This window comes from Nonomuraea fastidiosa, assembly GCF_042751225.1.
GTDB lineage: Bacteria > Actinomycetota > Actinomycetes > Streptosporangiales > Streptosporangiaceae > Nonomuraea > Nonomuraea fastidiosa.
In genome coordinates this window covers 5,865,395-5,889,928 of record NZ_CP170570.1, presented here as the reverse complement: position 1 = coordinate 5,889,928, position 24,534 = coordinate 5,865,395, and the positions used below count along the sequence as shown (strand labels likewise).

Below are 24,534 nucleotides of genomic sequence, written 5' to 3'. Positions count from 1 at the left end.
GTACGGCCGTCGCGTACCTGACCGTAACGGCCGCCCCAAGGTGGACAAGCGCTCGCTAGGCGCTTTATGACCGTCATGGGCCCCGTGTCCGCCCGGGAGGTCCGTCGTCGCCGGGCGGCTTCGCACCTCCACCCGCGACCTGGCCGAACTGCGGGAACGCGCCAACGCCCGGCTCCCGAAGAAGGCCGGCGCGGACGCGCCGGTCTCGGAGCTCACCAGGCCGTCGGAGAACGGCCTGTCCAGCGAGACCCTTCTCTCCACCGCCGGTCGGGACGGCCGTGACACCCGCCGTGCGGCCCGCCTGGCACCTGCGCCGCAGGCGGTTCCGGGCTTTCCGGACGACGACCTGCGCACACGGTGCGGGCTGATGCGCCTGGTGCGCGAAAAAGCTGGGATCCCAGCACCACGGGCGCTCTGGTTCGAGCCGGATCCGGCGCCGCTGAGGGCGGCCCTGCACCGCACGGTCTTCACCCCCGGCGAGCCGGGCTTCATGCGCCGCGCCGGCGTCCGCCGCACCTGCCGCGAGCCCGCTACGAACCCGCGTCGTAGACGAGCAGCGCCACCTGGACGCGGTTGTTGAGGTCGAGCTTGGTGAGGATGCGTGAGACGTGCGCCTTGACCGTGGGCACGCTCATGTACAGCTCGCGCCCGATCTCGGCGTTCGACTTCCCCTGCCCGACGGCCCTGGCGACCTCCAGCTCGCGCTCGCTGAGCCGCGCGAGCAGCTTCCTGGCCCGCGCGGTGCGCTCGTCCGCCCCGCCGTCGGAGACGTGGCTGATGAGCTGGCGGGTCACCGCGGGCGACAGGATGGGCTCGCCCGCCGCGACCTTCCTGATGGCCGCCACCAGGTCGGCGGGCGCGATGTCCTTGAGCAGGAACCCGGATGCGCCCGCCCGCAGCGCCCGCAGCACCTGCGCGTCGGCGTGGAACGTGGTCAGCACCACCACCTCGGGCGGCGCGGACGTGCGGCGCAGCGCCTCGGTGGCGGTCAGCCCGTCGACGCCCGGCATGCGGATGTCCATCAGCACCACGCGCGGCCGGTGCTCGGCGACCAGCGGCGGCACCTCCGAGCCGTCGGCCGCCTCCCCCACCACCTTGATGTCGCCGGCGCCGCCGAGGATCATCGTCAGCCCGGCGCGCACCATCGGGTCGTCGTCGACGATGAGCACCGTGATGGGACCGCCGTCGGCGGGTGTGGTCATGAGGTCTCCTCCCTGGTCGCCTCCACCGGCCACGGCAGCCAGGCGCGTACCACGAACTCTCCTTCCGGCGTCGGACCGTGCTCGAGCCGGCCGCCCGCCAGCTCGGCACGCTCGGTCAGTCCGATGAGCCCGGCACCCGCGCCGGGCAGGCGGGCGCCGTGGCGCGCCGCCAGCGGGTTGCGCACCTCCGCCGTCAGCTCCTTGCCGCGCTCCCCGCCGACGGTGACGGTCACCGGGACGTCGCCCGCGTGCTTGCGCGCGTTGGTCAGCGCCTCCTGGACGATGCGGTAGAGGTTGCGGCCCTGCCCCTCGGGCACTCCGCCGGCCCGCAGGTCGAGCCGGACGTCCATGCCCGCCTGGCGGCACTCCTCGACCAGGGCCGGCAGGTCGGCCAGCGTGGGCTGCGGCCGGTCGGGCACCAGGTCGGCGTCGGGCTCGCCGTGCCGCAGCACGCCGATCACCTCGCGCAGGTCCTGCAGCGCCTGGTGGGCGCTGGTCCTGATGGCACCCGCCGCCCTGGCGATCTCCTCCGGCGGCGCGTCGGGACGGAACTCCAGCGCGCCCGCGTGCAGGCTGAGAATCGAGATGCGGTGGGCCAGCACGTCGTGCATCTCCCTGGCGATGCGCTCGCGTTCGAGCTGCTTGGCCTGCTGGGCGGCGCTCTCCGCGCGCTGCCTGAGCGACCAGACGAGCTGCCGCCGCGCCCTGACCACGACGCCCCACGCGAACACCATCAGCACGACCGTCACGCCCAGCGCCAGCGCCCAGGCCCGGTCGTCGTCGCTCTGCTGGCGCAGGACCACGTAGGGGGCCAGGGTGAGGAAGTTGATCAGCGCGATCGGCGCCGAGATCTTGAACGGCCGGTGCACCGCCACCGTGAACAGCGCCACCACGCACGCCCCGCCCACCAGCTCCAGGTAGGACGACAGCACCGCGAGCACCAGCGACAGCGCCACCGGCCAGCGGCGCCGCAGCCACACCGACGCGCAGGCCAGCGCCCCCGCCACCTGCTCCACCGCCATCAGCGGCTCGGACGTCGGCTGCTTCTCCAGCTCGCCAAGCGACACCAAGGTGATGAAGCAGGCGGCCAGGAACATGAGGATGTCGACGATCCAGTCGCGAGTGGAGCGCCGCACGCGCCCGCCGTCGCGGGCGTCGCCCAGCAGCACCGACGGCAGGGCCCACCGGTATGCGTGGACGGGCGCCTCGTCTCCCCGCAGTTCCGTCACGTTCATCGAGGTTAGGCCCTACCGGGGGTGCGCCGACAGCGACCAAAGTCGATACCTGACGAGACCTACGGCCGACGCGCCCGCCGCATCGGCCGGGCCAGGCTTGGCGGCATGCAAGCGGTGCTGACGGTGGCGGGCTGGCTGCTGCTCCTGCAAGGGGTCGCCGGCCTGGCCGACGCCGTGTGGGGCTGGTGGAAGTGGGCGGACGGCCTGCTCGTGGTCAACGTCCTGCCGGTGCTCAAGGGATATGAGGTGTTCGCGTCCATCGTGATCGGCGTGCTCGGGGTCGCGCTGCTGGCCACGGCCGGGTCGCTGCGGCGGGAAGAGGAGGACGGATGAGCGCGACCGGGCTGCGTCCGCCGCGCCACCAGGCCGACCCTCGGGCGGTCTCGTGGTGGACGGTGCAGTGGCTCATGCTGATGGCGCCACTGGCGGGCGCGGCGGTGGCGGCGTACGCGCTGTTCACCTCGCGGCCCGGCTGGCTGGGCGCGCTGGTGGCGGTCTTCGCGCTCGGGTGCCTGGCGCTGGCCGTGGTGGCGCCGCGCGTGTCCTACCGGGTGGAGCGGTGGGAGGTGACCGACGACGCCGTCTACACCCGTACGGGGTTGCTGACGCACCGGTGGCGGGTGGCGCCGATGTCCAGGATCCAGCGGGTCGACACCGCGCGTGGGCCGGTGCAGCGGCTGTTCGGGCTGGCCGACGTCACCGTCACCACCGCGTCGTCGGCGGGCGCGATCACCATCGGCGGGCTCGGCCACGAGCTGGCGGCCGACCTCGCCGACCACCTCACCGCCCGCACCCAGGCCACTCCGGGGGACGCGACGTGAACGGGCCTTCGACGCGGTGGCGGACGGTTTCGCGGCGGAGCCTGTGGGTGACCGGGGTCAAGTCGCTGGCGGTCGCGGCGGGGGCCGCGTTCGGCCTCGTACGGCTGCTCACCGGCCTTGACCTGCCGCCCGGCGGCGTCGTCGCGGCGTGCGCCGGGGCCGCGGTGCTGATCGTGGCGGCGGCGGTCGCGTACGACGTGCTCAGGCTGCGCACCACCCGCTGGCGGCTGACCCCCGAACGGCTGGAGCTGCGCTCCGGCATCACCACCCGGCGGCACCGCGCAATCCCCCGCGACCGCGTGCGCAGCGTCGATCTGCGCGCCGACCCCGTGCGCCGCGTCTTCGGGCTCACCGTGGTGAAAGTCGGCACCGGCGAGCACGCGGGCGACGAACCTGAGCTGGCGCTCGACCCGCTGACCCGGCACGACGCCGAGGTGCTGCGCCGCGCACTGCTGCACCAGGGCGAGACGGCCGAATCCTGCGACGGGCCGCTCGCCGAGCTGCGGTGGTCGTGGATCAGGTACGCGCCGCTGTCGGTGTGGACGTTCACCGGGACGGCGGCGCTGCTCGCGGCGCTGTTCAAGATGTTCGACTCGTTCGGGCTGAAGAATGTCACCACCCGGCTGGCGCGCGAGCTGTGGGAGTGGGTCGTGACGCAGCCGCTGCTCGCCATCCCGCTGCTGCTCGCTGTGCATGTGGTGGTGGGGGTGGCGGGCGCGATGCTGCTGTTCGCCGAGTCGTGGGGCCGCTACCGGCTCGACCGCGAGCCCGGCAGGATCCGGCTCCGGCGCGGCCTGCTCACCACCCGCTCGCTGACGTTGGAGGAACGCCGCCTGCGCGGGGTGGAGCTGCACGAGCCCCTCCTGCTGCGCCTGGCCGGGGCCGCCCGCGTCAAGACCATCGCCACGGGACTGGCCAAGACCGACGACGAGGACACCGAGGACACCGCCGCCCTGACCCCGCCACTCCCCCGCGCCACCGCCCTCCACATCGCCACCGCCGTCGCGACGCACAGCCCGCTCGCCTCTGTGCCCGCGCCCGAGGCGCTGGACCGGGCGTGGGCGCCCGTCCCCGTGTCTGGACGTCCAGGGCTCGCACCGGCGCCCGGCCTTCCACCCCGCATGCCCGCGCCCGACCGCCTCAGCGACGGGCCGCTGCCCGGGCATCAGGGGGTTGCGTCCGAAGGCGCGCATCCGGGCGGCCCCAAGCGGCCGGGCACCGCTGCTGCGCCGGGCTCGGCGGCAGTGGCGGCGGTGGCGGAGGAGAGCGACTTGGCTCGGGCCCTGGTGGCGCCCGTGCGGCATCCGGTCGCCGCGTTGCGCAGGCGCGTGGTACGGGCGCTGGCGGCGGCCGGGGCCGTGGCGATGCTGTCGGCGGGGCTGGTGGTGGCTGTGCGGGCGGGGGCCGTGCCGTGGGCCGAGGGCCTGATCGGCGCGGGTATGAGCGGCCAGAGCGGGGTCGGCGCAGGCTCAGTCGGCGGTAGCGGGATGGGCGACGATGCGATCGGCGGAAGCTGGGTCGGCGCAGGTGCGATCGGCGGGGACTGGATCGGCGCAGGTGCGATCGGCGGGGGCTGGATCGTGGCGGCGGTGGCCGTGCCGGTGGCGGTGCTGGCGTACGGGCTGTGGCTGGCCGTGGCGGGTGCCGCGAACCTCGGTCACGCGCTGAGCCCTCGCCACCTGATCACCAGGAGGGGTGCGGTGGTGCGGCGCACGGTCGCGCTCGACCGGCGCGGTGTCGCGGGCTGGACGTTCACCGAGACGTTCTTCCAGCGCCGCTCCGGCCTGCTCACGGTCTCGGCCACGACGGCGGCGGGACGCGGCCACTACGAGGTGGTGGACGTGGGCCGCTCGGACGGCCTCGACCTGGCCGCCGCCACCGTCCCCGGCCTGCTCGACCCGTTCCTCGTCCGCGAGGCTCCGAGCGACCGCCGCACCTCCGTGCGTCCGAGGGTCCCGCCCGGTCCACGAAGTTCACCCGACACGATCGAGGGCCTCACCCTGGACCCGCCGTAGGGACCCACCCGGGGTCCGTAGAGACCCGCCAAGCTCCGTAAGCCGCTGAAGGTCCGGCCGAGACGCCGTGAGCAGGCGCGGGAAAGCAGACGAGCCGCGCGATCCCCCAGCGTTTGCCCATGCCCCTGTACTGGGCAAACGCGATCGCGCGGCTCAGGCGCCTGCCCTGATAACGCTATTTGTCCGACTTGCAACCGGGTTGCAGCCCCTTTAACCGTTGACGGGGTTCGTTCCGCCAGAGGATGATCCGCGCGTGACGACTGGAGGACCGGCGCTCGCGTGTCGCGCCCTCGCCTGCCGCGCCGACGGCCGCACGATCATCTCCGATTTCACGCTGGAGCTCTTCCCCGGCGAACGCGTCGCGCTCATGGGCCCGTCGGGCTCGGGCAAGACGACGCTGCTGACCACGCTGTCCGGGCTGCTCCCGCCCGCGGCGGGCCGGGTGCTGGTGCACGGGGTGCCGCTGGACGCGCAGCCGGAGCTGCGGGCCGAGCTGGCCCTGGTGTTCCAGTCGTACGGGCTGCTGAGCCTGCTCACGGCGGCCGAGAACGTCGAGGTCGCGCTGCGCGCCGCGGGCATCCCGCCACCGGAGGCGATGCGGCTGGCGGCGGAGGCACTGGAGCGATTACGGGTGGCGAAGTTCGCCGACCACCTGGTGGAGGAGCTGTCCGGCGGGCAGCAGCAGCGGGTGGCGGTGGCCAGGGCGCTGGCGCTGCGGCCCCGGGTGCTGCTGGCCGACGAGCCGACGGCCGAGCAGGACCCCGACCATCGCGAGATCGTCCTGGACGAGCTGCTGGCGGCGGCCGGGCAGGGCACCACGCTGGTGATCGCGACCCACGACCCCGAGGTGGCCGAGCGCTGCGACCGCGTCGTCAACCTGCGCGCCGGCGCGCCGCCCCGTGCCGGGAAGGGCAGTTCATGAGCCTGGTGAGATGCGACGGGATCGTGCAGATCTACAAGGCGCGCGATGTGGAGGTCGTGGCGCTGCGCGATGTGGATCTGGTGATAAACGAGGGCGAGACGGTCGCCCTGCTGGGCCCGTCGGGGGCGGGCAAGTCGACGCTGCTGTGGCTGCTGGCGGGGCTGCTGCGGCCGAGCGCGGGCCGGTTGTGGCTGGACGGCATCGACATGGGCCGCCTCGACCAGCGCAGGCTGGACCGGCTGCGGGCGTCCAGGATCGGCATGGTGCTGCAGAACCCGGCGCGCAACCTCATCGGCTACCTGAACGCCGCTCAGAACGTCGCCTTCGCCCAGCGTGCGGTCAAGCGGGACCGGCGGCGGGCCCGCGAGCTGCTGCGCCTGGTCGGGCTGGACGGCGCCGGCGACCGGCCGGCGGGGCGCATGTCGGGCGGCGAGCAGCAGCGGCTCGCGCTGGCGGTCGCCCTCGCCAACCGGCCCAGGCTGCTGCTGGCCGACGAGCCGACCAGCCAGCTCGACGAGGAGTCCGGAACGCGGGTGGTCGAGCTGATCAAGCGGGCGGCGGCGGCCGAGGGCACGACGGCGGTGGTCGTCACGCACGACACGGCGGTGAGCGCGGCGCTGAGCCGTACGGTGACGATCAGGGACGGCCGGGTCGGCGCCGAGGGCCGCCGCGGCGAGGACTTCGTGGTGGTGGGCAGGGAAGGCGGGGTCCAGGTGCCGCCCGAGTACCACCATCTGCTGCCCCCTGGCTCGATGGCGCGGATCGAGGAGCTGCCTGACGGCATCGCGCTCAGGAGGGCCGAGCCGTGATCCTGCGGGGTCTGTGGGAGCGCCGCACGCTCTCGCTGGTCGTGCTGCTCATCGCGGTGGTGCCGATCGCGTCGGCGGCCGCCGGCCCCGTCTACTCGGCCGCGGCGCGCACGGCGATCGCCAGGAACGCGCTGACCACGGCGCCGCTCGAAGGCCGGGGCTGGCGCTACACCACCAAGACGGGCGACATCGAGGGGAAGCTGGCGGCGTTCACGGCGGGCGCCGGCTTCACCGCACCGCCGATCCTGGGCATGGAGACGACCAGCGGCCGGGTGAACGACGAGGCCGTCTACACGCTGATCTGGCAGGACGGCCAGTGCGAGCACCTGACGCTGGCGAAGGGCCGCTGCCCGAGCGCGGGCAGGGAGGTGATGGCGAGCCAGGCGTCCGGCTTCACGGTGGGGCAGCGGCTGCGCCTCAGCTCGATCGTCGAGATGGAGCAGAGTGCGAACCGGCGGGTGCCCGCGCCGCTCACGGTCGTCGGGTTGTACCGTCCAGGCTCGCCGACGGACCCGTTCTGGTTCGGCCGCACGCTGTTCTCCACGACGGGCGACCCGGGCGACGGCAAGGCGGACGCGCTGTTCACGGTGCCGGAGACCCGGCTGCAGACGTACGCGCTGGGCGGCGGCACCGACGCCTCGGGCCGGCCGAACGGCTGGACCGACTACGGCATCGTCTATGTGGATCCCTCCCGCGTCGAGGGCGACGACGTGCCGAAGCTGGCCGCCATGCAGGCGAGCGCGGAGCAGGCGGGCCGGGAGAGCGAGGCGATCGTGTACTCGCGGATCGCCGAGACGCTCAAGCGGCTGACCGCCGGCACCGGCTCGCTCGGCGTCCCGACGCTGCTCGTGGTGGCCCAGCTCGTCGGGCTCGGCTGGATGCTGCTGTTCCAGACGGTGGGCGACCTGGTCAGGGCGAGGAGCGCGGAGCTGGCCCTTGCCCGGCTGCGCGGGCACGGCAGGGCGCGGGTGTGGCGGTATGCGCTCACCGAGCCGGCGCTGCTGCTGGCGGTCGCGGTGCCGCTCGGCCTGCTGCTCGGCCGGGTGGCCGCTGAGGCGATGGCGAGGGTGCTGCTGCCGCCGGGCATCCCGGTCACGTTCCCGCCGGAGGCGGCGGCCGGGGTGGCGGCCATGCTGGGCGGGGTGCTGGCGGCGGCGCTGGCCGCCTGGCGCACCGCGACCCGCCCGGTGACGGAGGAGTGGCGGCGCACGCCGCGCAGGTCGGCGCGGGGCTGGGTGCTGGACGTCGCGGTGCTCTCGATCACCGCGCTCGGCCTGGTCGAGCTGCTGGCCACGGGCGTCATCACCGACGTGTCAGGGCAGAGCTCGGGCGCGCTCGCGGTGCCCGGCCTGATCGCGCTGGGCACGGCGCTGCTGGCCAGCCGGGCGGTTCCGGTGCTGGCGGGGCGGCTGTTCGGGGTGACCAGGCGGCGCGGCGGGCTGGGCCCGTTCCTCGCGCTGCGGCAGGTCGCGCGCGGCCCGGTGACGGCGGGCAGCGTGATCGTGCTGGGGACGGCGTTCGGGCTGGCGACGTTCGCGGTGTCGGCGTGGAGCGCGACGTCAGGCGACTACGAGGAGGCGGCCAGGTTCCACAACGGCGCGCCGACCGCCATCACGGTACGCCCGGTCGAGCCGAGCCGGCTGATGGCCGCTGTGGCCGCCGCCGACCCGTCGGGCACCATGGCCGCGCCGGTGATCAAGATGCCGGGGCCGCCGCAGCTCATCGCCACCGACCCGGACCGGCTCGCCGCCGTCGGCCACTGGCGTCCCGAGCTGGCGGGCGGCCGATCGCTGGCCGACGCGCTGTCCGGACTGAAGGGCCCCCAAACGCCGCGCGTGTGGCTGAAGGGCGAGCGCTTCCGCGTGACGGTCGCCCACGACCTGCCGCCCGAGGGCTGGACGATCCGGCTGTCGGCGCTGCTGCGCGTACCCGACCGGCGCACTCCCACGCTGATCCCGCTCGGCGAGCTGCGCGGGCGCTCCGGCGTGCACGCGTGGAACCTGCCGCCGATCTGCCGGGAGTCGCCCTGCGAGCTGCGCGCCTTCCAGGGCGAGCCGATCTCCCCCGCCCAGTACGCGGAGTCTGCGTTCGTACGGGTGCGCGTCACCGCCATGTCCGTACGCGACCAGGGCCGCTGGAAGGCCCTCGACCTGCCGCCCTGGCGGGTGGACCAGAACCCGCGCGAGCGCGGCGGCACGTTCGGCATCACCCCGGTCGGCAACCAGACGCTGCGCCCCGACACCTACCGGCCCCAGCCGGCCGCCCTGGTGGTCGGGGTCGTCGGCAGCCGCGCGCTGCCCGGCCTGGACAACGGCTACGCCGCACCCGCCCACGCCGTCGCGACTTCGTCCGCCGCGCCCGGCCTGACCGACGCGGGCGCGATCGTGGACCTGGAGCAGGCCGACAGGATGGCGTACGGCGTGCACGAGCAGGCCCAGTTCCAGGTGTGGACGCGGACGGCCGACGTGGCCGCGCTGGAGCGGGCGCTGACCGAGCAGGGGCTGACGGTGGTGAGCCGGCGGCACGCGAGCGAGCTGGCCGCCTCGTTCGCGGCGCGCGGGCCGGGCCTTGCGCTGTTGCTGCTGCTGGTGTCGGCGCTGGCCGCAGCGGCGCTCGCGCTCGGACGTACGGTGCTGGCGCTGCGCACGGCGGCCCGGCGGCGGGCGTACGAGCTGGCCGCGCTGGAGGCGGCGGGCGCCCGGGTGTCGGCGCTGCGGGTCGCGCTGCTGCTCGAACAGCTCATCACGGTCACGGCGGGCACGCTGGCCGGGCTGCTCGCCGGGCTGGCGGCGGCGAGCGCGGCGCTGCGGCGCATCCCGCAGTTCACCGAGCCGCCGGTCACGCCGCCGCTGCCGCACGACATCGCGGCGGCGCCCGTCGCGCTCGTCGTGGGCGCCGCCCTGCTGCTCAGCCTGCTGGCCGCGGCGGCGGTGTCGGAGCTGCTGCTGCGCGGCATCCGCGTGGAACGCCTCCGCGACACCCCGGCCTGACGCGCCGGACCGTCACCCCCGCCTGACGTGCCGGACCGTCACCCCTCGGACCGACGTGCCGGACCGTCAGCCCTCCGGCGGCTGACGTGCCGGACCGTCAGCCCTCCGGCGGCTGACGTGCTGGATCGTCAGCCGCCGGAGGACAGCGTGGCCAGGTACGCCTTGGCCAGGGTCAGCGCGCTCTCGAAGCCCTCCTTCTCCGACATCATCTCGACGTTGGGCGCGTTCATCTCCGCCTTCTCCGGCCGCTGGTGCCCCGAGTAGTCCACGCTGATCACCATCGAGCCCTTGCGGATGACGTACGAGCCGCTGGAGGCCGCCACATCGCCGCCCCTGTGCTGGACGTACTGCTTGAACGCCTCGTCGCCGAGCCCCTTGATGTCGGTCAGCTTGCCCCAGGTGATGAAGCCGATCGTGGACTCCGCGGTGCCCTTGGCCCGGCCGCGGTCGGTGGCGTAGAAGTCCTTGGCGGCGCCCACGTCCTCGGCCCCCGCCCGGTTGGTGAACCGGTGAACCGTGATGAGCGCGCTGCGGATCTTGATCTTGCCCTCGCCGGCCGGAAGGTTCCTGTTGAGCCAGCGGCACTCGGTCTGGTTGTCGTCGCCGACCTGGGTACCGCGCGCCCGCGTCTCCGCGTCGGGCACCAGCTTGAGCGCGGTGTCGGTGACGGCCGCGCATTCGGCGGGGAACGAGGCCAGCACCGTCGGCGACGGCGTCGGAGTGGCGGTCGGCGCCGGGGTGGACGGGGTGGTCGCCGTGGGCGTCGGGTCCGCCTGCGCCAGCACGTCAGGGTGCTTGCGCTGCCACTCGGCCACGCCCTTGGCGAAGTGCACGATCAGGCCGCTCACCTCGCGGATCGCGTTCTCCTCCGTGACCGCCTGCGCGGTCTCGTTCGACAGGATGGCCGCGTCCTTACGCTGCTGGCCGGCCTGGTACTTGACCTCGATCGTCATGTCGCCGACCCGCGCGTACGCGGTGCCGTAGGCGTACCACAGGAGCTTGCCCGAGCGGCGCCAGGTGTACTGGGCGAACGCGCCGTCGCCGACGTTCGGGATGTCCTTGACCGGCGAGATGTACTCCTTCTCGTCCGGATCGAGCTCGGGCTTGGCCGTCTCGCGGTACTTGCCGCCGCGATAGTCGGCCTCGTACGAGTTCTGCGCCATCGCGCGGCCCGTCTTGGTGCCCTCGCCCTTGTGCTGGTTGATCTTGACGTCGATCTCCCGGCTGCGCCAGTACTCGCCGTACGAGATGCGGTTGTTCAGCCAGTTGCAGGAGAAGTTGATCGTGTAGTCGTCCTCCCGGGACCGCTTCTCCACGGTCGCGCCCGGCACCAGGCGGTCGGCCTCGTCCTTGGGCAGCATCGAGCACACATCGACGGACACGCCGGTCGCGCTCGGACTCGCGGTGCCCTCGCCCGACGTACGGGCGACCGGCGGGTTGCCGCCTCCGCCGCTGTCCTCCGGGCCCCACAGCAGGAACGCGCCCACCCCCGCCGCGGCCACCAGCACGACGAGCGCGGCGGCGAGCGTGGGCATCATCCACGCCGGGCGCTTGGAGCCGCCGTCCGGCGTGAGCACCGGAGGGTTGGTTGGCGGCAGCGTGGGCGGCATGGCCGCCTGGTCCTGCGGCATCTGCGGCGACAGGGTCGGGGGCAGTGTGGGCGGCAGGTACGCGGTCCCACCCGGCGCCCGATCCTGTGGCCCGCTCGGCGGCCCACCCTGAGGACTGCTCGGGTATCCGCCCTGCGGCCACCCCGAAGGGCCACTGCCGGCCTCGTCCTGCGGGCCACTCGGGAACCCACCCTGTGACCAGCCCGAAGAGCCACTGCCGGCCCCGTCCTGCGGGCCACTCGGCGGCCCGCCCTGGGGGCCGCTCGGATACGCGCTCGGCGACCAACCCGCAGGAGCGCTCCCATCGTGAGGTCCGCTCGGCGGTCCACCCTGCGGCCACCCCGAAGGCCCGCTGCCCGCCCCGTCCTGGGGACCACCCGGCAGGGCACCCTCCGGCGGCCAGCCCGCAGAAGCGCTTCCCGGCCCGTCCTGCGCACCGCTCGGCGGCCCGCCCTGGGGGCCGCTCGGATACGCGCTCGGCGACCAACCCGCAGGAGCGCTCCCATCGTGAGGTCCGCTCGGCGGGCCTCCCTGGGGGCCGTTCGGGTATCCGCCCTGCGGCCAGCCCGAAGGACCGCTCCCCGGGGGCGGGTAGGCGCCCGGCGGGGCGGGGTGGGGGCCGTTCGGCGGCATGTGCGGGGGCCCGCCATAGGGCCCGGGGAACCCGCCCGGGGGCGGCGGAGGCTGCTGCTGCTCGTCCGGAGGCCAGACCTGATACCCGCCAGGAGGACCGCCCGGATGCCCCGGAGGGCCGTCCTGCGGAGGGGTCGGTCCGTCGGGAGGACCGCCTGCCGCTCCGTCCTGCGGCGGGTGTGGTGGCTGGGGTTGCCCGCCCGGGACCTGATAGGGGTTCGGCGGCCCGTAATCACTACCGGGATTCACTGCGACTCCTGAGGTTGCCCTGGCTTGCGGGGAAACATGCTAGCCACACCCCTTGCGAGGCGCTTGCGACACGATCGTCGGATTATTCCGGTAGTGCCGCGACGACCAGGCGGGCGGCGTCGATCGCGGTCTTCTCGTCGTTGGCCTCCGTCTTGCCGTTGACATCCTCCCGATGCCAGATGACCTCGCCCAGCAGGTTACTTGTACGGAAGAGCAACCGGCTGTCCGATGAACCTTCTGTGCCGGAGTTGAGATACCTCTTCCAGCCGTTCTGCAGGATCGCCTGCTCCCCGATGCCCTCGACGTCGCGGACGCTCCCCCACAGCTGCCGCTGGGAGGTGCCCTCGGCCGCGGCCCGCGTCCGCCGCTCGCTGGCCAACCGGCGCTCTGCCACCTGCGGCCCGCTGACGTCCTTCGTGGGCTGCTCGGCCCGGACCCGCACGGTGAGGATGTACTGGGTGGTGTCGTCCTTCCACTGGCACTCCCCCGTCATGGAGGGCAACACGCGGACCTGGTCGGCCTTCATGAGCTTGGTGACCTGCTCGGTGGTCAGCAGCTTGCAGGGGTCGGGCGCGGTGGCGTACCGGCCGGCGGGGGCCGTGGACGTGCCGAGCGCGCTGACCGCGTACCAGCCGCCCGCGCCCAGCACCGCGACGGCGGCGAGCGCCACGGGCAGCACCCACCGGCGGCGCCGGGCGGGCCGGGGCGCGGTGGAGGTGCCCGATGGGGTCGTCATGGTGGTCACCGCGGACAGCACCTGGCGTACGTGCGCCGCCGGCGGCCGCGCCGCCGGGTCCTTGGCGAGCATGGCCATCAGCAGGTCGCCCAGGGGGCGGCCGGCCCTGGCCGGATACGGCGGCTCGTGCAGCAGCACCGCGGCGGCGATCGCGGCGGGCATCCCGCGGTCGAACGGCGCGCGCCCCTCGACCGCGGTGTAGAGGCTCGCGCCGAGCGACCACAGGTCGGACGCGGGGCCCGAGGGCTGCTCGTTGAGCCGTTCTGGAGCCATGTAGCCGGGCGAGCCCGCGTGGCCGAAGGGACCGCCCTGACCGCTCATCGGCGTGGCGATGCCGAAGTCGGTGAGCATCGCCGTGCCGTCGGCGTCGAGCAGGATGTTGGCCGGCTTGACGTCGTGGTGCAGCATGCCGTGGGCGTGCGCGACCTCCAGCGCCGACAGCACGCGCAGCCCGATCGCGGCGACGTACCCCGGGGGCAGCGGACCGCTCTCCTTGATCACCTTGTCGAGCGAGCGGCCGCTGACCAGGTCCATGATGATCCACGGCTGCGCGCCCTCGATGACGACGTCGTGGACGAGCACGATGGCCGGGTCGCGCAGCCGTCCCGCGGACCTGGCCTCGTGGATGGCGCGGTCGATGAACTCGGCGTGCTCGCGCTGGGACATGCCCTCGGGCACGCGTACCTGCTTGACGGCGACCTGCCGGTCGAGCACCTCGTCGATGGCCCGCCACACCGTGCCGGCGCCGCCCTGGCCGAGCCGCTCGATGAGCCGGTAGCGGCCCGCCAGGAGATAGAGCTCAGCCACCATCGCGCAACGTCCGTATGCTCGCCTGCGCGGCTCTCAGAGCCCGCTGCCTGATGTCTTCGTCGGTCGGCCCGTCGGCGAGCGTGGTGTACATGACGGCCACCACGAGGTTGGCAACCCGGTAGATGATGTACGAGGTGTGCATCTGGCCGGTGGGGCCCGCCAGCTCGAAGCCGAACGCCTCGTCGCCGAGCTCAGGGATGTCGCGCAACGGGGTGCGGGCGGCCTTGGTGCTCTCTTTCTGGCCGATCTCGGGCCAGGTCCAGTCGAGCGAGTCGTACCTGCTCCACCAGCGCTTCTGGCTCTGGTACAGCTTGCGCGCCGACGCCTCGGTCATCGACCAGGGATCGACCGTGTCGGAGTCCTTCTGCACCTGGATGCTCACGCCGGTCCCGGCCTGAGGAAGCGTCCAGGCGCACTCCGGGCCCGCCTCGTCGGCGTCCGGCTGGTCCTCGGGCAGGTTCCTGGTACGCAGGATGCCGCTCAGCTCCTGCTTGCTGATCATCGTGCAGACGTCCATGGGCGTGGTGAACCCGGCCGCCGCGGCGCCGTCGCGGTCGCGCAGCCACAGGAACACGGTGGTGGCCGCCGCGGCCAGCGCCACCACCACGACCGCCGCGACCAGCACGGCCATCCGGCCGTGACCTCCCGTCCCGCTCGGCTGGGTGGGCACTTCGGGGACCGGCAGCGCGGGCGCCGGGCCGCCCGCGGCGACCTGTCTGAGCGCCTGCACGACCAGCCGGGACTCGGGGCGTGCGGCGGGGTTCTGCGCCATCATCGCGGCCACGATGGGCCCGAGCGGACCCGGCGCGACCGGCACCGGCTGGGTGAGCGTGGCGCGTACGCGCTCGGCCACCGACCCGACGTAGGCGGGCGTGCCGGTCAGCGCGGCGTAGAGCGTGGCGCCGAGCGACCACATGTCGCTGGCGGGACCCCCGGGGTGGCCCTCCAGCCGCTCGGGCGCGATGAATCCGGGCGAGCCGACCATCAGGCCCTGCTGGGTGAGCGTGGCCTGGCCCTCCTGCCTGGCGATGCCGAAGTCGGTCAGCACCACCCGGCCGCTCTCGGTCAGGAACACGTTGCCCGGCTTGACGTCGCGGTGCTGCAGCCCCTGGGCGTGGGCGGCCATCAGCGCCTCGAGGACGTCGGCGCCCACCCTGGCCGCGTAGTCGGCGGGCATCGGGCCGAAGTCGCGTATGGTGTCGCCCAGCGTACGGCCGCGCAGCAGCTCCATGACCAGCCACGGACGGTCCTGCTCGACCACCACGTCGTGCAGGGCCACGATGCCGGGATGGCGCAGCCGCGCCATGGCCTGCGCCTCGCGCACCGCCCGCGTCACCGCCTCGGCGCGCTCCTTCTCCGACATGCCCTCGGGCAGCGTGAGCTCCTTGACCGCGACATCGCGCTCGAGCATCTCGTCCCTGGCCTGCCACACCTTCCCCATGCCGCCCGCGCCCAGAGGGCGCAGAAGGAGGTAGCGACCGGCAAGTCTTCCCGCGGACATAAAGGGAAGGGTAACTAAGGATCAAGGGGGGTGCTTACTCGTTCCTGTCGGTCCGTCCTTCTATGGTCTTGGAACGTGGACCCGGTTCAAGGCACCCTCGACGAGCTCGGCACGCCGCTGAGCGACGTCACGTTCGTCGTGTTCGACCTCGAGACGACCGGCGGCGCGCCCGCCGAGGACGCGATCACCGAGATCGGCGCGGTCAAAGTGCGGGCCGGCGAGGTGCTCGGCGAGTTCTCCACGCTGGTCGATCCCGGGGGGCCGATCCCGCCGTTCATCTCGGTGCTGACGGGCATCACCGACGCCATGGTCATGGCCGCACCGAAGATCGAGTCGGTGCTGCCGAGCTTCCTCGAGTTCATCAGGGGCGCCACGCTGGTGGCGCACAACGCCGGGTTCGACACCCGCTTCATCAAGGCGGCCTGCGCCGCGCTCGGCTATCCCCCGCCGGCCAATCCCGTGCTCGACACCGTCGATCTCGCCCGGCGCGTGCTGACCCGCGACGAGATCCCCAACGCCAAGCTGTCCACGCTGGCCAGGTTCTTCCGCAGCCCCGTCGAGCCGTGCCACCGCGCGCTGCAGGACGCCCGCGCCACCGTCGACGTGCTCCACGGGCTGATCGAGCGGGCCGGGTCCTTCCAGGTCCACACGCTCGAAGAGCTCAAGTCGTTCGTCCGCGCGCCCACGCCCGAGCAGCAGCGCAAGCGCCACCTCGCCGAGTCCGTGCCCCATGCGCCCGGCGTCTACATGTTCGAGGACGCGCGCGGCGAGATCCTCTACATCGGCAAGAGCACCAACCTGCGCAACCGCGTACGCTCCTACTTCACCGCGGGCGAGACCCGGCCGCGCATCCGCGAGATGATCGGCATCGCCGAGCGGGTGCGCCACATCGTCTGCGCCACCGCGCTGGAGGCCGAGGTCAGGGAGCTGCGCCTGATCGGCGGGGCCAAGCCGCGCTACAACCGCCGTTCCCGCTTCCCCGAGAAGATGCTGTGGCTGAAGCTGACCAGCGAGGTCTTCCCGCGCCTGTCGATCGTGCGCGATCTCAAAGACGACGGCGCCACCTATCTCGGGCCGTTCAGCAGCGCCCGGCTGGCCGATGACGCCCGCATCGCCCTCCACGAGGCCGTCCCGCTGCGGCAGTGCACGCAGCCGGTGACCCTGCGCACCCGGCGCTCGGCGTGCGTGCTGCACGAGATGGGCCGCTGCGGCGCGCCCTGCGAAGGACGCGAGAGCCCCGAGGAGTACGCCGTCCACGTCGAGAACGCGCGCCGCGCCATGACCCAGGACGCCACCCCCGTCTTCACCGCCGTGACCGCCCGCATGGAGCGGCTCTCGGTCGAGCAGCGCTACGAGGAGGCGTCCGTCGATCGCGACCGGCTCGCCTCCTTCGTCCGTACGGCGGCCCGCATGCAGCGGCTGAGCGCCATCACCCGCATCCCCGAGTTAGTGGCCGCGAGCCCGGCCTTCGGCGGCGGCTGGGACATCCACGTCATCCGGTACGGCCGTCTGGCCGCCGCCGGGGTCATGCCCAAGGGCACCCACCCGACTCCCTTCGTGACCGCGCTCAAGGCCGGCGCCGAGTCGGTGCAACCCGGTCCCGGGCCGGTCCACGCGGCCAGCGCCGAGGAGACCGAGTGCATCCTGCGCTGGCTGGAGTCGCCGGGGGTGCGGCTGGTGGAGGTCGACGGCGAGTGGAGCCTGCCCGCGTGGGGTGCGGCGCGACATAAGGCGCGCATTGACCTCGCGTACCGGCATCTTGATCAACGCCGTCCTCGGGAGGGGCGACCTTTGAGGTGAAACGATAGAGTTGTGGCATGGTCACGGCTATCGTCCACATCAATGCAGAGGTAGACCGGATCCCGGAGGTCGCCCAGACGATCGCCGAGATCGAAGGGGTCAGCGAGGTCTACTCCATCACCGGCGAGTACGACCTGCTGGCCATGGTGAGGGTCGCCGCCTACGAGGAGATCGCCGAGGTCGTCCCGGGGCGGATCAACAAGGTGCCCGGAGTGCTCAACACGGAGACGCACATCGCCTTCCGCGCCTACTCCCGCCACGACCTCGACGCCGCCTTCTCCATCGGCTTCCCCGAAGCCGACTGACTCGGCCACCGACCACACCTCGCAAACCGGCGCGGCCCGCACCTGTCGGGCCGCGCCCCCTTCAATCCGACCGCGCCCTGGCGTCCCCCGCCGACCCGGTCGGCCACTCAGTGCTGCCCATCGGCCGGTCCCTCTGGGCCTGTGCGAGCAGATAGTGCGCTCCACGCGTCCCACCCCGAACGCCCACCGAGCCGACCGGCCGCCACCCCCACCCGCGCACGCCCTGAGCAGGTCAGCCGCTCTTCCCTGCCCGCTTGCGCGCCCCCGTGCAGGAATGCGCGCGCCCGCGTGCACGAAGGCGCCTCTGCGCGAACCGTTCTCGCGGGTGCGCCTTCCCGACGCCCTGGCCGGACTCGGTCGCGGCCCGCAGGCGCACGCACGCCGCCGGCCCGCTCCCGCACCGACCGGACAGCACTCGCGGAGCCGCGCTGACGTAAGCGGCGCACCCCCGGCGCCCTCACGGCCCGCTGAAAGGCCCTGGGGCGAGCAAGCGAACACACGGCGCGCCCGGTCGCCGCTGACGGGCAGGCGGGCACGGACCGCCGCGCCCCGGCCGACGTAGCGCGTGCCACCCGCGCAGACGCCCTCACGACGCAGCCGGCCCGGCACAGCTCCGTGCCGCGAACGATCGGAGGTCAGCGCCTCGCCCGTGGCGTGAGCGACACCCTGGTGGCGCGGCGACGCTCCCACGCGCCGTCCGCCCGCCGGGCGTCGAGACGTGCGTGAACGGCGTGTCGCCTTCCGCACGAACGTAAACGGGCGTGTCACCTTCAGCAGGAACGCAGTGCGGCGCGCGAGACGTGTCCGGCGCGTTCCCCAGCCCCTCGCGAAACGGCGCGTTTTCCGGCCCCGCAGGCCCCCGCGAAATTCCTCAGGAAACACCGACGGACCCGGTCGAGCGAGGTGCTCGGCCGGGCCCGTGCGGTTGTGGCGTCAGGGATCAGCGGGTGATGCTGTGCTGCTCGTCGCTCGCGCCGGCACCGGCGCCGACGGCGGCGTGCTCCTCCCCGTGCTCGTCGTGCTCGTCGTGGCCGTGCCCGTGCGGGTCCTCCAGCGGGATCTTCTCCCCGCCGTAGGCACGGGACATGCGTCCACGCAGCTTGCCGAGCGGCCCGCGCATGCCCTTCGGCGGGATGCCCGAGTTGTCCTCGTCCACCGGAAGCATCGGCACGGGCTCCTTGCCGCGCATGTGCGCCTCCATGTCCTCCGACGGAGGCGTGTGGACCTCGATGAACTCACCGTGCGGCAGCCGCTTGATCACGCCGGACTCCACGCCGTGCGAGATGATCGCCTGGTCGGCGCGCTGGAGGCCGAGGCACATCCGGTACGTGATCAGGTAGGCCAGGGCCGGGGCGACGAAGATCAGCACTCGACCGGCGTAGGTGGTCCAGTTGAGGCTGATGTGGAAGTTGGCCGCGATCTCGTCGTTGGCGCCGAGCAGCCACAGCACCCCGTAGAACGTGATGGCGGAGACGCCGATCGAGGTGCGGTGGGGGTTGTTGCGCGGACGGTCGGCGATGTGGTGCTCGCGGTTGTCGCCCGTGATCCACCGTTCGAGGAACGGATAGAGCGCGAGGCCCGTCATGATGATGCCCATCGGCACCAGGGCCGGGATGATGACGCTCAGCGGCAGCGTGCCGGCGTGGGCGGTGCCGAAGAGGTTGATCTCCCACGGCGGCATGATGCGCAGCGCGCCTTCGAGGAAGCCCATGTAGAAGTCGGGCTGCGAACCGGCGGAGACGTCGGCCGGGGTGTAGGGGCCGAACAGCCAGATCGGGTTGATCTGGGTGAACGTCGCCAGACCGGTGATCACGCCGAGCGTGAACAGGAAGAACGCGCCCGCCTTCGCCATGAAGGCCGGGTAGAACGGCGCGCCGACCACGTTCTTGTTCGTCCGGCCCTTGCCCGGCATCTGGGTGTGCTTCTGCACCCACATGAGCACCATGTGGGCGGAGACCAGAGCCAGGATGATGCCCGGGATGAGCAGGATGTGCAGCGAGTAGAACCGGGAGATGACATCCTCACCCGGGTATTCGCCGCCGAACAGGAAGAACGTGATGTACGTGCCGACCAGCGGCAGCGAGATCGCCACACCCTCGGTGATCCGCAGACCGGCGCCGGAGAGCAGGTCGTCGGGGAGGGAGTAGCCGGTCAGGCCCTCGGCGAGCGCCAGCGTCAGCAGCAGCACGCCGATGAGCCAGTTGATCTCGCGCGGCTTGCGGTACGCGCCGGTGAAGAAGACACGCAGCGCGTGGACCATCATGCCGGCCACGAAGAGCAAGGCCGCCCAGTGGTGCATCTGCCGGATGAGCAGACCACCGCGGACGTCGAAGCTGATCTCCAGCGCCGACGCGTAGGCCTCGGACATCATGACGCCCTTGAGCGGCGCGTACGAGCCGTCGTAGGCGACCTCCATCATGCTGGGCTTGAACCAGAGCGTCAGGAACGTACCGGTCAGCAGCAGGACGATGAAGGAGTAGAGCGCGATCTCACCCAGGAGGAACGACCAGTGGTCCGGGAAGATCTTGCGCATGTTGCGCTTGAGGAAACTGGCACCGCCGAGACGCTCGTCGAGCCAGTTCGACGGGCCTGCGATGGCCTTGGGCGCGGACTTGAGCTCGGTGCTCATGCCTGGCCTCCCTTCGACCTGGCCTCGGCCTCCGCGTCACCGCGTTCCCAGTAGCTGGGTCCGACAGGCACCGCGAAGTCGCCCTTGGCGATGAGGTAGCCCTCGGAGTCGACGGTGATGGGCAGCTGCGGCAGCGGCCGGGCGGCCGGGCCGAAGATGACCTTCGCGCCGTCGGCGGCGTCGAACGTCGACTGGTGGCACGGGCAGAGGATGTGGTGGGTGTTCTGCTCGTACAGGGCCGCGGGGCAGCCCACGTGGGTGCAGATCTTGGAGTACGCGACGATGCCGTCGTGCGTCCAGTTCTTGTTGGTGCCGTCCTTGAGCTCTTCGGGACGGAACTTGATCAGGATCAGCGTGGCCTTGGCGAGGGCGTTGAGGTCGTGCTCGTAGCCCTCGGGCACGACCGACAGGATGCCGCCGGGCGAGTTGAAGTCGGCCGCCCTGATGGGCTGGCCGGTGCCCTCGACGACGAGCCTGAGCGGCTTGCCCTCCTTGTTGGTGGTGCCCCAGACGGTGTGCCGCAGCGTCTTGTTGAACTTGGCGCCCGGCATCTTGCTGTTGTCCAGGTCGCGCAGCATGACCAGGGGGACCAGGCCGAGCGGCGCGGCGGCCAGCAGCAGGGTGCGGCGGAGCAGCTTGCGCTTGACGAAGCCGCTCTCGTTGGCGCCCTGCACGAACGTCTCGCTCACGACCTCGCGGTCGTCCTCGTCGGAGGCCATCGTGTGGCGCTCCTGCACCAGCGAGTACTTCGGCATGATCTGGCGGACCCAGATCACGATGCCGATCGCCAGGGCGAGGATCGCGACCGTGAGCGAGGAGCCCAGCGCGAGGTTGGAGGTGCCCGTGGCCTCGGGACTGCCGACCTGGAACACCACGTAGGAGATGATGAACGCGATGGCGGCCAGGAAGGTGATCGTGAAGCAGAGCGCCACGATCTTCTCGGCCTTGCGCGCCTTGGCCTCGTCCTGCAGCGTCACGCCGGGGACGTCGCGTTCGGCCTTGTCGGCCTCCTCGGTGCCGAGCATCGAGGTGCCCGGTGCGGGGGTGCCGATGACGCGCTTGGGGACGCGTTCGTCCGGCTGCTCGATCTCGTGCTCGTTGTCTGTCATGACTTCTGTCGCTTCTTCGCGGTGATCCAGATGGCGGCGAGTGCGAGGGCGCTCAGGCCCACCACCCACGCTACGAGACCTTCGGTGACCGGGCCGATGCGGCCGAGACCGAAGCCGCCCGGGTCCCTCTGCTCGCGAACCTGGGTGATGTAGGCGATCATGCTCCGCTTCTCCTCGGGCGTGATCGTCGTGTCGTTGAAGACCGGCATCGCCTGCGGGCCGGTGATCATCGCCTCGTAGATCTGCGTGGGCGTCGCCTCGTTGAGGTTGGGCGCGTACTTGCCCTGCGTCAGCGCGCCGCCCGCGCCCACCCAGTTGTGACACTGGATGCAGTTCGCGCGGAACAGCTCACCACCCTTGCCGGCGTCACCGAGCTTCGGGTCGACCTGCTCGTGGCCGGGCACCTGCGGCCCGCCGCCGAGCGACTGGACGTAGGCGGCGATCTGGCGGGTCGTGGTCTCGTTGACCCAGTTCGCCGGCGGCTTGCGCGGCGCCTGCGGGCCGGGCGCGCCCGCCGGCATGCGGCCGGTGCTCATCTGGAAGTCGACGGCCGCGGCGCCGACACCGATGAGCGTGGGCGCCGAGCTGGTGCCCTCCGCGTTCATGCCGTGGCAGCTGGAGCAGTGCTGTACGAACAGGCTCCTGCCCTCGGCCACGTCGTCGACCTTGCCGGCCGCCAGCGCCGCGTCGGCAGGCTTACCCGCCTGGACAAAGGCGGCGTATACCATCCCGACCAGCGCCAACGCCAAAATCAGGACGGCGTATCTCGCGAGGGGATGCCGCCGCCAAGCGGTGATCCTAGTCACAGAGATCCCGTTCCTTAACGAATGATGTAGATGGTCGCGAAAAGACCGATCCAGACGACGTCTACGAAGTGCCAGTAATAGGACACGACGATCGCGCTGGTGGCCTGCTCATGCGTGAAGCGCTTCGCGGCGTACGTGCGTCCCAGCATGAAGAGGAACGCGATCAGGCCACCGGTCACGTGCAGGCCGTGGAAGCCCGTCGTCAGGTAGAACACCGAGGTGTAAGCGTTAGCGGACAAGGTCGCGCCCTCTGACGCCAGCTCGCCGTACTCGTACAGCTGCCCGGCGATGAAGATCGCGCCCATGAGGAAGCTGACGACGTACCAGAAGCGGAGCTTTCCGACCTGCCCCTTCTCTGCGGCCCACACGCCCAGCTGGCACGTCACACTCGACAGGACCAGGATGATCGTGTTGACCGTCGCGAACGGGATGTTCAGATGAGCGACGTCGCCTGCCTCTGCGCCCGCAGGGAGCAGCGCCGGACCCCACTCGAGGCCCTTCCCGACGCTCACCGACCGGATGGTGAAGTACATCGCGAACAGCGCCGCGAAGAACATGAGCTCAGAGGACAGCCACACGATCGTGCCCACGCTGACCAGGTTGGGTCTGCGGTACGACTGTGCTGTCGTCGTCGAAGTTATTGCGGATGCTGTCGCCACGGGCAGCATTATTGCGGCTCCGGTGGTCGGTCCGGCGCACGACCCCCCGTTAGCAGGTACGAACCACCGACCAACCTGGGATAATCGCCATAAAACACCCGCCAGGCATGGTGGCCTGGGTACGCATGCCCACGCACCGGTACGATCCCAGGTGACCATACCTCTTCGACTGATAGTGAGCGCGACCGATGTCCAGTGGGAGCACCGACGAGAAGATGAAAGTCCTCGTCTACAGCGACGACGCCGCCACCAGGGCCGAGGTGATCCAGGCCATCGGCAGGCGTCCCGCGGCCGACGTACCCCTCGTGGAGATCGTGGAGTGCGCCACCGAGCCCAAGGTGCACCAGTGGCTGGGCTCCGGTGAGATCGACGTCGCCGTGCTCGACGGCGAGACCCAGCCCGCCGGCGGCATGGGCGTCTCGCGGCAGGCCAAGGACGAGGTCTACGACTGCCCGCCCATCTGCCTGATCATCGCCAGGCGCGACGACCGCTGGCTGGCCGAGTGGTCCAAGGCCGACGCCGTCGTCTCGCAGCCGCTCGAGCCGCTGGTGCTCGCCGACACCGTGGCCGACCTCATGCGCCGCCGCTCCGCCACCCGTCTCAACGCTAAGTAGGTGACCATGGACTCCCGGACGACCTGGCCAACCCTGCTCAACGCTCTCCTGTCGGGAGAGAACCTCACCTCCGACGAGTCGGCCTGGGCGATGCGGGAGATCATGTCCGGCGCCGCGACGCCGTCCCAGATCGCCGCCTTCGTGGTCGCGTTGCGGGCCAAGGGCGAGACCGTGGCCGAGGTGGTGGGCCTGGCCCGCACCATGCTGGAGCTGGCCACGCCGCTGAAGGTCGAGGGCCCGGTGGTCGACATCGTCGGCACCGGCGGCGACCGCGCCCACACGGTCAACGTCTCGACGATGGCCGCCATCGTGGCCGCCGCCGCGGGCGCCAGGGTGGTCAAGCACGGCAACCGCGCGGCGTCGTCCTCGTGCGGCGCTGCCGACGTCCTGGAGCACCTCGGCATCCGGCTCGATCTCACGCCCGAGCAGACGGCGCAGGTGGCGCGCGAGGCGGGCATCGCCTTCTGCTTCGCGCCGGTCTACCACCCGGCGCTGCGCTTCGCCGGTCCGACGCGCAAGGAGATCGGCGTTCCGACGATCTTCAACTTCCTCGGCCCGCTGACCAACCCGGCCCGCCCGTCGGCGCAGGCCATCGGCGTCTACGACGCCCGCATGCTGCCGGTGCTGGCCGGCGTCTTCGCCGAGCGCGGCGTCTCCGCCCTGGTCTTCCGCGGCGACGACGGCCTCGACGAGCTGACCATCGCCGCCACCTCCACCGTCTGGGTGGTCAAGGACGGCACGGCGACGCAGACCACGTTCGACCCGGCGGTGCTCGGCATCCCGCGGGCCGACGTGGGCGCGCTGCGCGGCGGCGACGTCGCGTTCAACGCCCAGGCCGTGCACGACCTGCTGGAGGGCAAGACGGGGCCGGTGCGCGACGCGGTGCTGCTCAACGCGGCCGCGGCGCTCGTGGCGCTCGACGGGCCCGGCGACGACCTCGACTCCGCGATGATCGACGGTTACGCCCGCGCGGCGCAGGCCGTCGACTCCGGCGCCGCCAAGGCCACGCTGGAGCGCTGGATCGAGGTCAGCAGCGCCTTCCCGCGCTCCTGACCCCTGGCCTTCTCGCGTCCCGGCTC

Annotated in this window: 19 protein-coding genes; 10 read left to right on the top strand and 9 right to left on the bottom strand. The window is 72.3% G+C overall.

The genetic code is table 11. From position 1 onward, the window contains the following. Positions 1–530: 530 nt before the first annotated feature. Both ACFMQL_RS27180 and ACFMQL_RS27175 read right to left on the bottom strand, forming a co-directional pair. Entirely contained in the window at positions 531–1,202 is a 672-nt protein-coding gene (locus tag ACFMQL_RS27180; RefSeq protein ID WP_378787665.1) for a response regulator, read from the bottom strand. Further along, positions 1,199–2,431 carry a sensor histidine kinase gene (locus ACFMQL_RS27175; RefSeq protein ID WP_378787663.1) on the bottom strand — a complete coding sequence of 411 codons (1,233 nt, stop codon included), beginning with the start codon at positions 2,429–2,431 and terminating at the stop codon, positions 1,199–1,201. Before ACFMQL_RS27175 ends, ACFMQL_RS27180 begins: the two co-directional genes overlap by 4 nt. A 111-nt stretch (positions 2,432–2,542) precedes the next feature. On the opposite strand from ACFMQL_RS27175, the gene ACFMQL_RS27170 reads away from it, so the two are divergent. The 6 genes from ACFMQL_RS27170 (at position 2,543) to ACFMQL_RS27145 (ending at position 9,994) form a co-directional block, all read left to right on the top strand. Then, on the top strand, positions 2,543–2,770 hold the full coding sequence (locus tag ACFMQL_RS27170) for a hypothetical protein (RefSeq protein ID WP_364055204.1): 228 nt from the start codon (positions 2,543–2,545) through the stop codon (positions 2,768–2,770). Beyond that, positions 2,767–3,258 carry a PH domain-containing protein gene (locus ACFMQL_RS27165; RefSeq protein WP_364055207.1) on the top strand — a complete coding sequence of 164 codons (492 nt, stop codon included), beginning with the start codon at positions 2,767–2,769 and terminating at the stop codon, positions 3,256–3,258. Before ACFMQL_RS27170 ends, ACFMQL_RS27165 begins: the two co-directional genes overlap by 4 nt. 47 nt (positions 3,259–3,305) lie before the next feature. After that, the gene (locus ACFMQL_RS27160) at positions 3,306–5,273 is read left to right on the top strand and encodes a PH domain-containing protein (protein ID WP_378787660.1); all 1,968 of its coding nucleotides are present in this window, start codon (positions 3,306–3,308) and stop codon (positions 5,271–5,273) included. 253 nt (positions 5,274–5,526) lie between these two features. Further along, entirely contained in the window at positions 5,527–6,195 is a 669-nt protein-coding gene (locus ACFMQL_RS27155; RefSeq protein WP_378787659.1) for an ATP-binding cassette domain-containing protein, read from the top strand. After that, positions 6,192–7,004 carry an ATP-binding cassette domain-containing protein gene (locus ACFMQL_RS27150; RefSeq protein WP_364055216.1) on the top strand — a complete coding sequence of 271 codons (813 nt, stop codon included), beginning with the start codon at positions 6,192–6,194 and terminating at the stop codon, positions 7,002–7,004. Before ACFMQL_RS27155 ends, ACFMQL_RS27150 begins: the two co-directional genes overlap by 4 nt. After that, a complete protein-coding gene (locus ACFMQL_RS27145) occupies positions 7,001–9,994 on the top strand; it encodes an FtsX-like permease family protein (RefSeq protein WP_378787657.1) in 2,994 nt (997 codons plus the stop codon). Before ACFMQL_RS27150 ends, ACFMQL_RS27145 begins: the two co-directional genes overlap by 4 nt. Positions 9,995–10,122: 128 nt before the next feature. Here the strand turns inward: ACFMQL_RS27145 and ACFMQL_RS27140 are convergent, their stop codons facing one another. The 3 genes from ACFMQL_RS27140 to ACFMQL_RS27130 form a co-directional block, all read right to left on the bottom strand. Continuing rightward, positions 10,123–11,625 carry a hypothetical protein gene (locus ACFMQL_RS27140; protein ID WP_378787655.1) on the bottom strand — a complete coding sequence of 501 codons (1,503 nt, stop codon included), beginning with the start codon at positions 11,623–11,625 and terminating at the stop codon, positions 10,123–10,125. Between the two features lie 943 nt (positions 11,626–12,568). Then, positions 12,569–14,032 carry a serine/threonine-protein kinase gene (locus ACFMQL_RS27135; RefSeq protein WP_364055225.1) on the bottom strand — a complete coding sequence of 488 codons (1,464 nt, stop codon included), beginning with the start codon at positions 14,030–14,032 and terminating at the stop codon, positions 12,569–12,571. Beyond that, positions 14,022–15,533 (bottom strand): serine/threonine-protein kinase, encoded by a 1,512-nt coding sequence (locus ACFMQL_RS27130; protein ID WP_378787653.1) that lies wholly within the window; start codon positions 15,531–15,533, stop codon positions 14,022–14,024. The genes ACFMQL_RS27135 and ACFMQL_RS27130 overlap by 11 nt, the downstream gene beginning before the upstream one ends. Positions 15,534–15,608: 75 nt before the next feature. On the opposite strand from ACFMQL_RS27130, the gene ACFMQL_RS27125 reads away from it, so the two are divergent. Together ACFMQL_RS27125 and ACFMQL_RS27120 are read left to right on the top strand one after the other, a co-directional pair. Then, the gene (locus ACFMQL_RS27125) at positions 15,609–17,333 is read left to right on the top strand and encodes a DEDD exonuclease domain-containing protein (protein ID WP_364055231.1); all 1,725 of its coding nucleotides are present in this window, start codon (positions 15,609–15,611) and stop codon (positions 17,331–17,333) included. A 17-nt stretch (positions 17,334–17,350) separates the two neighbouring features. Next, positions 17,351–17,638, top strand: coding sequence for an Lrp/AsnC ligand binding domain-containing protein (locus tag ACFMQL_RS27120; RefSeq protein WP_364055234.1), 288 nt, complete (start codon positions 17,351–17,353; stop codon positions 17,636–17,638). A 940-nt stretch (positions 17,639–18,578) separates the two neighbouring features. On the opposite strand, the gene ACFMQL_RS27115 is transcribed toward ACFMQL_RS27120, so the two are convergent. From ACFMQL_RS27115 to ACFMQL_RS27100, 4 genes are read right to left on the bottom strand one after another with little or no spacing between them, the layout of a single operon-like run. Continuing rightward, positions 18,579–20,267 (bottom strand): ubiquinol-cytochrome c reductase cytochrome b subunit, encoded by a 1,689-nt coding sequence (locus tag ACFMQL_RS27115; RefSeq protein ID WP_364055237.1) that lies wholly within the window; start codon positions 20,265–20,267, stop codon positions 18,579–18,581. Continuing rightward, a complete protein-coding gene (locus ACFMQL_RS27110) occupies positions 20,264–21,376 on the bottom strand; it encodes a Rieske 2Fe-2S domain-containing protein (RefSeq protein ID WP_364055240.1) in 1,113 nt (370 codons plus the stop codon). The genes ACFMQL_RS27115 and ACFMQL_RS27110 overlap by 4 nt, the downstream gene beginning before the upstream one ends. Next, entirely contained in the window at positions 21,373–22,182 is an 810-nt protein-coding gene (locus tag ACFMQL_RS27105) for a c-type cytochrome (protein WP_364055243.1), read from the bottom strand. The genes ACFMQL_RS27110 and ACFMQL_RS27105 overlap by 4 nt, the downstream gene beginning before the upstream one ends. 14 nt (positions 22,183–22,196) lie before the next feature. Next, complete coding sequence (locus ACFMQL_RS27100) at positions 22,197–22,850, bottom strand: heme-copper oxidase subunit III (protein WP_364055246.1); 654 nt, start codon at positions 22,848–22,850, stop codon at positions 22,197–22,199. 179 nt (positions 22,851–23,029) lie between these two features. Between ACFMQL_RS27100 and ACFMQL_RS27095 the strand changes: the two genes are divergently transcribed. Then, positions 23,030–23,455 carry a hypothetical protein gene (locus ACFMQL_RS27095; protein WP_364055249.1) on the top strand — a complete coding sequence of 142 codons (426 nt, stop codon included), beginning with the start codon at positions 23,030–23,032 and terminating at the stop codon, positions 23,453–23,455. Between the two features lie 6 nt (positions 23,456–23,461). Then, positions 23,462–24,508 carry an anthranilate phosphoribosyltransferase gene (gene trpD / locus ACFMQL_RS27090; RefSeq protein WP_364055252.1) on the top strand — a complete coding sequence of 349 codons (1,047 nt, stop codon included), beginning with the start codon at positions 23,462–23,464 and terminating at the stop codon, positions 24,506–24,508. The last annotated feature ends 26 nt before the right edge of the window (positions 24,509–24,534 follow it).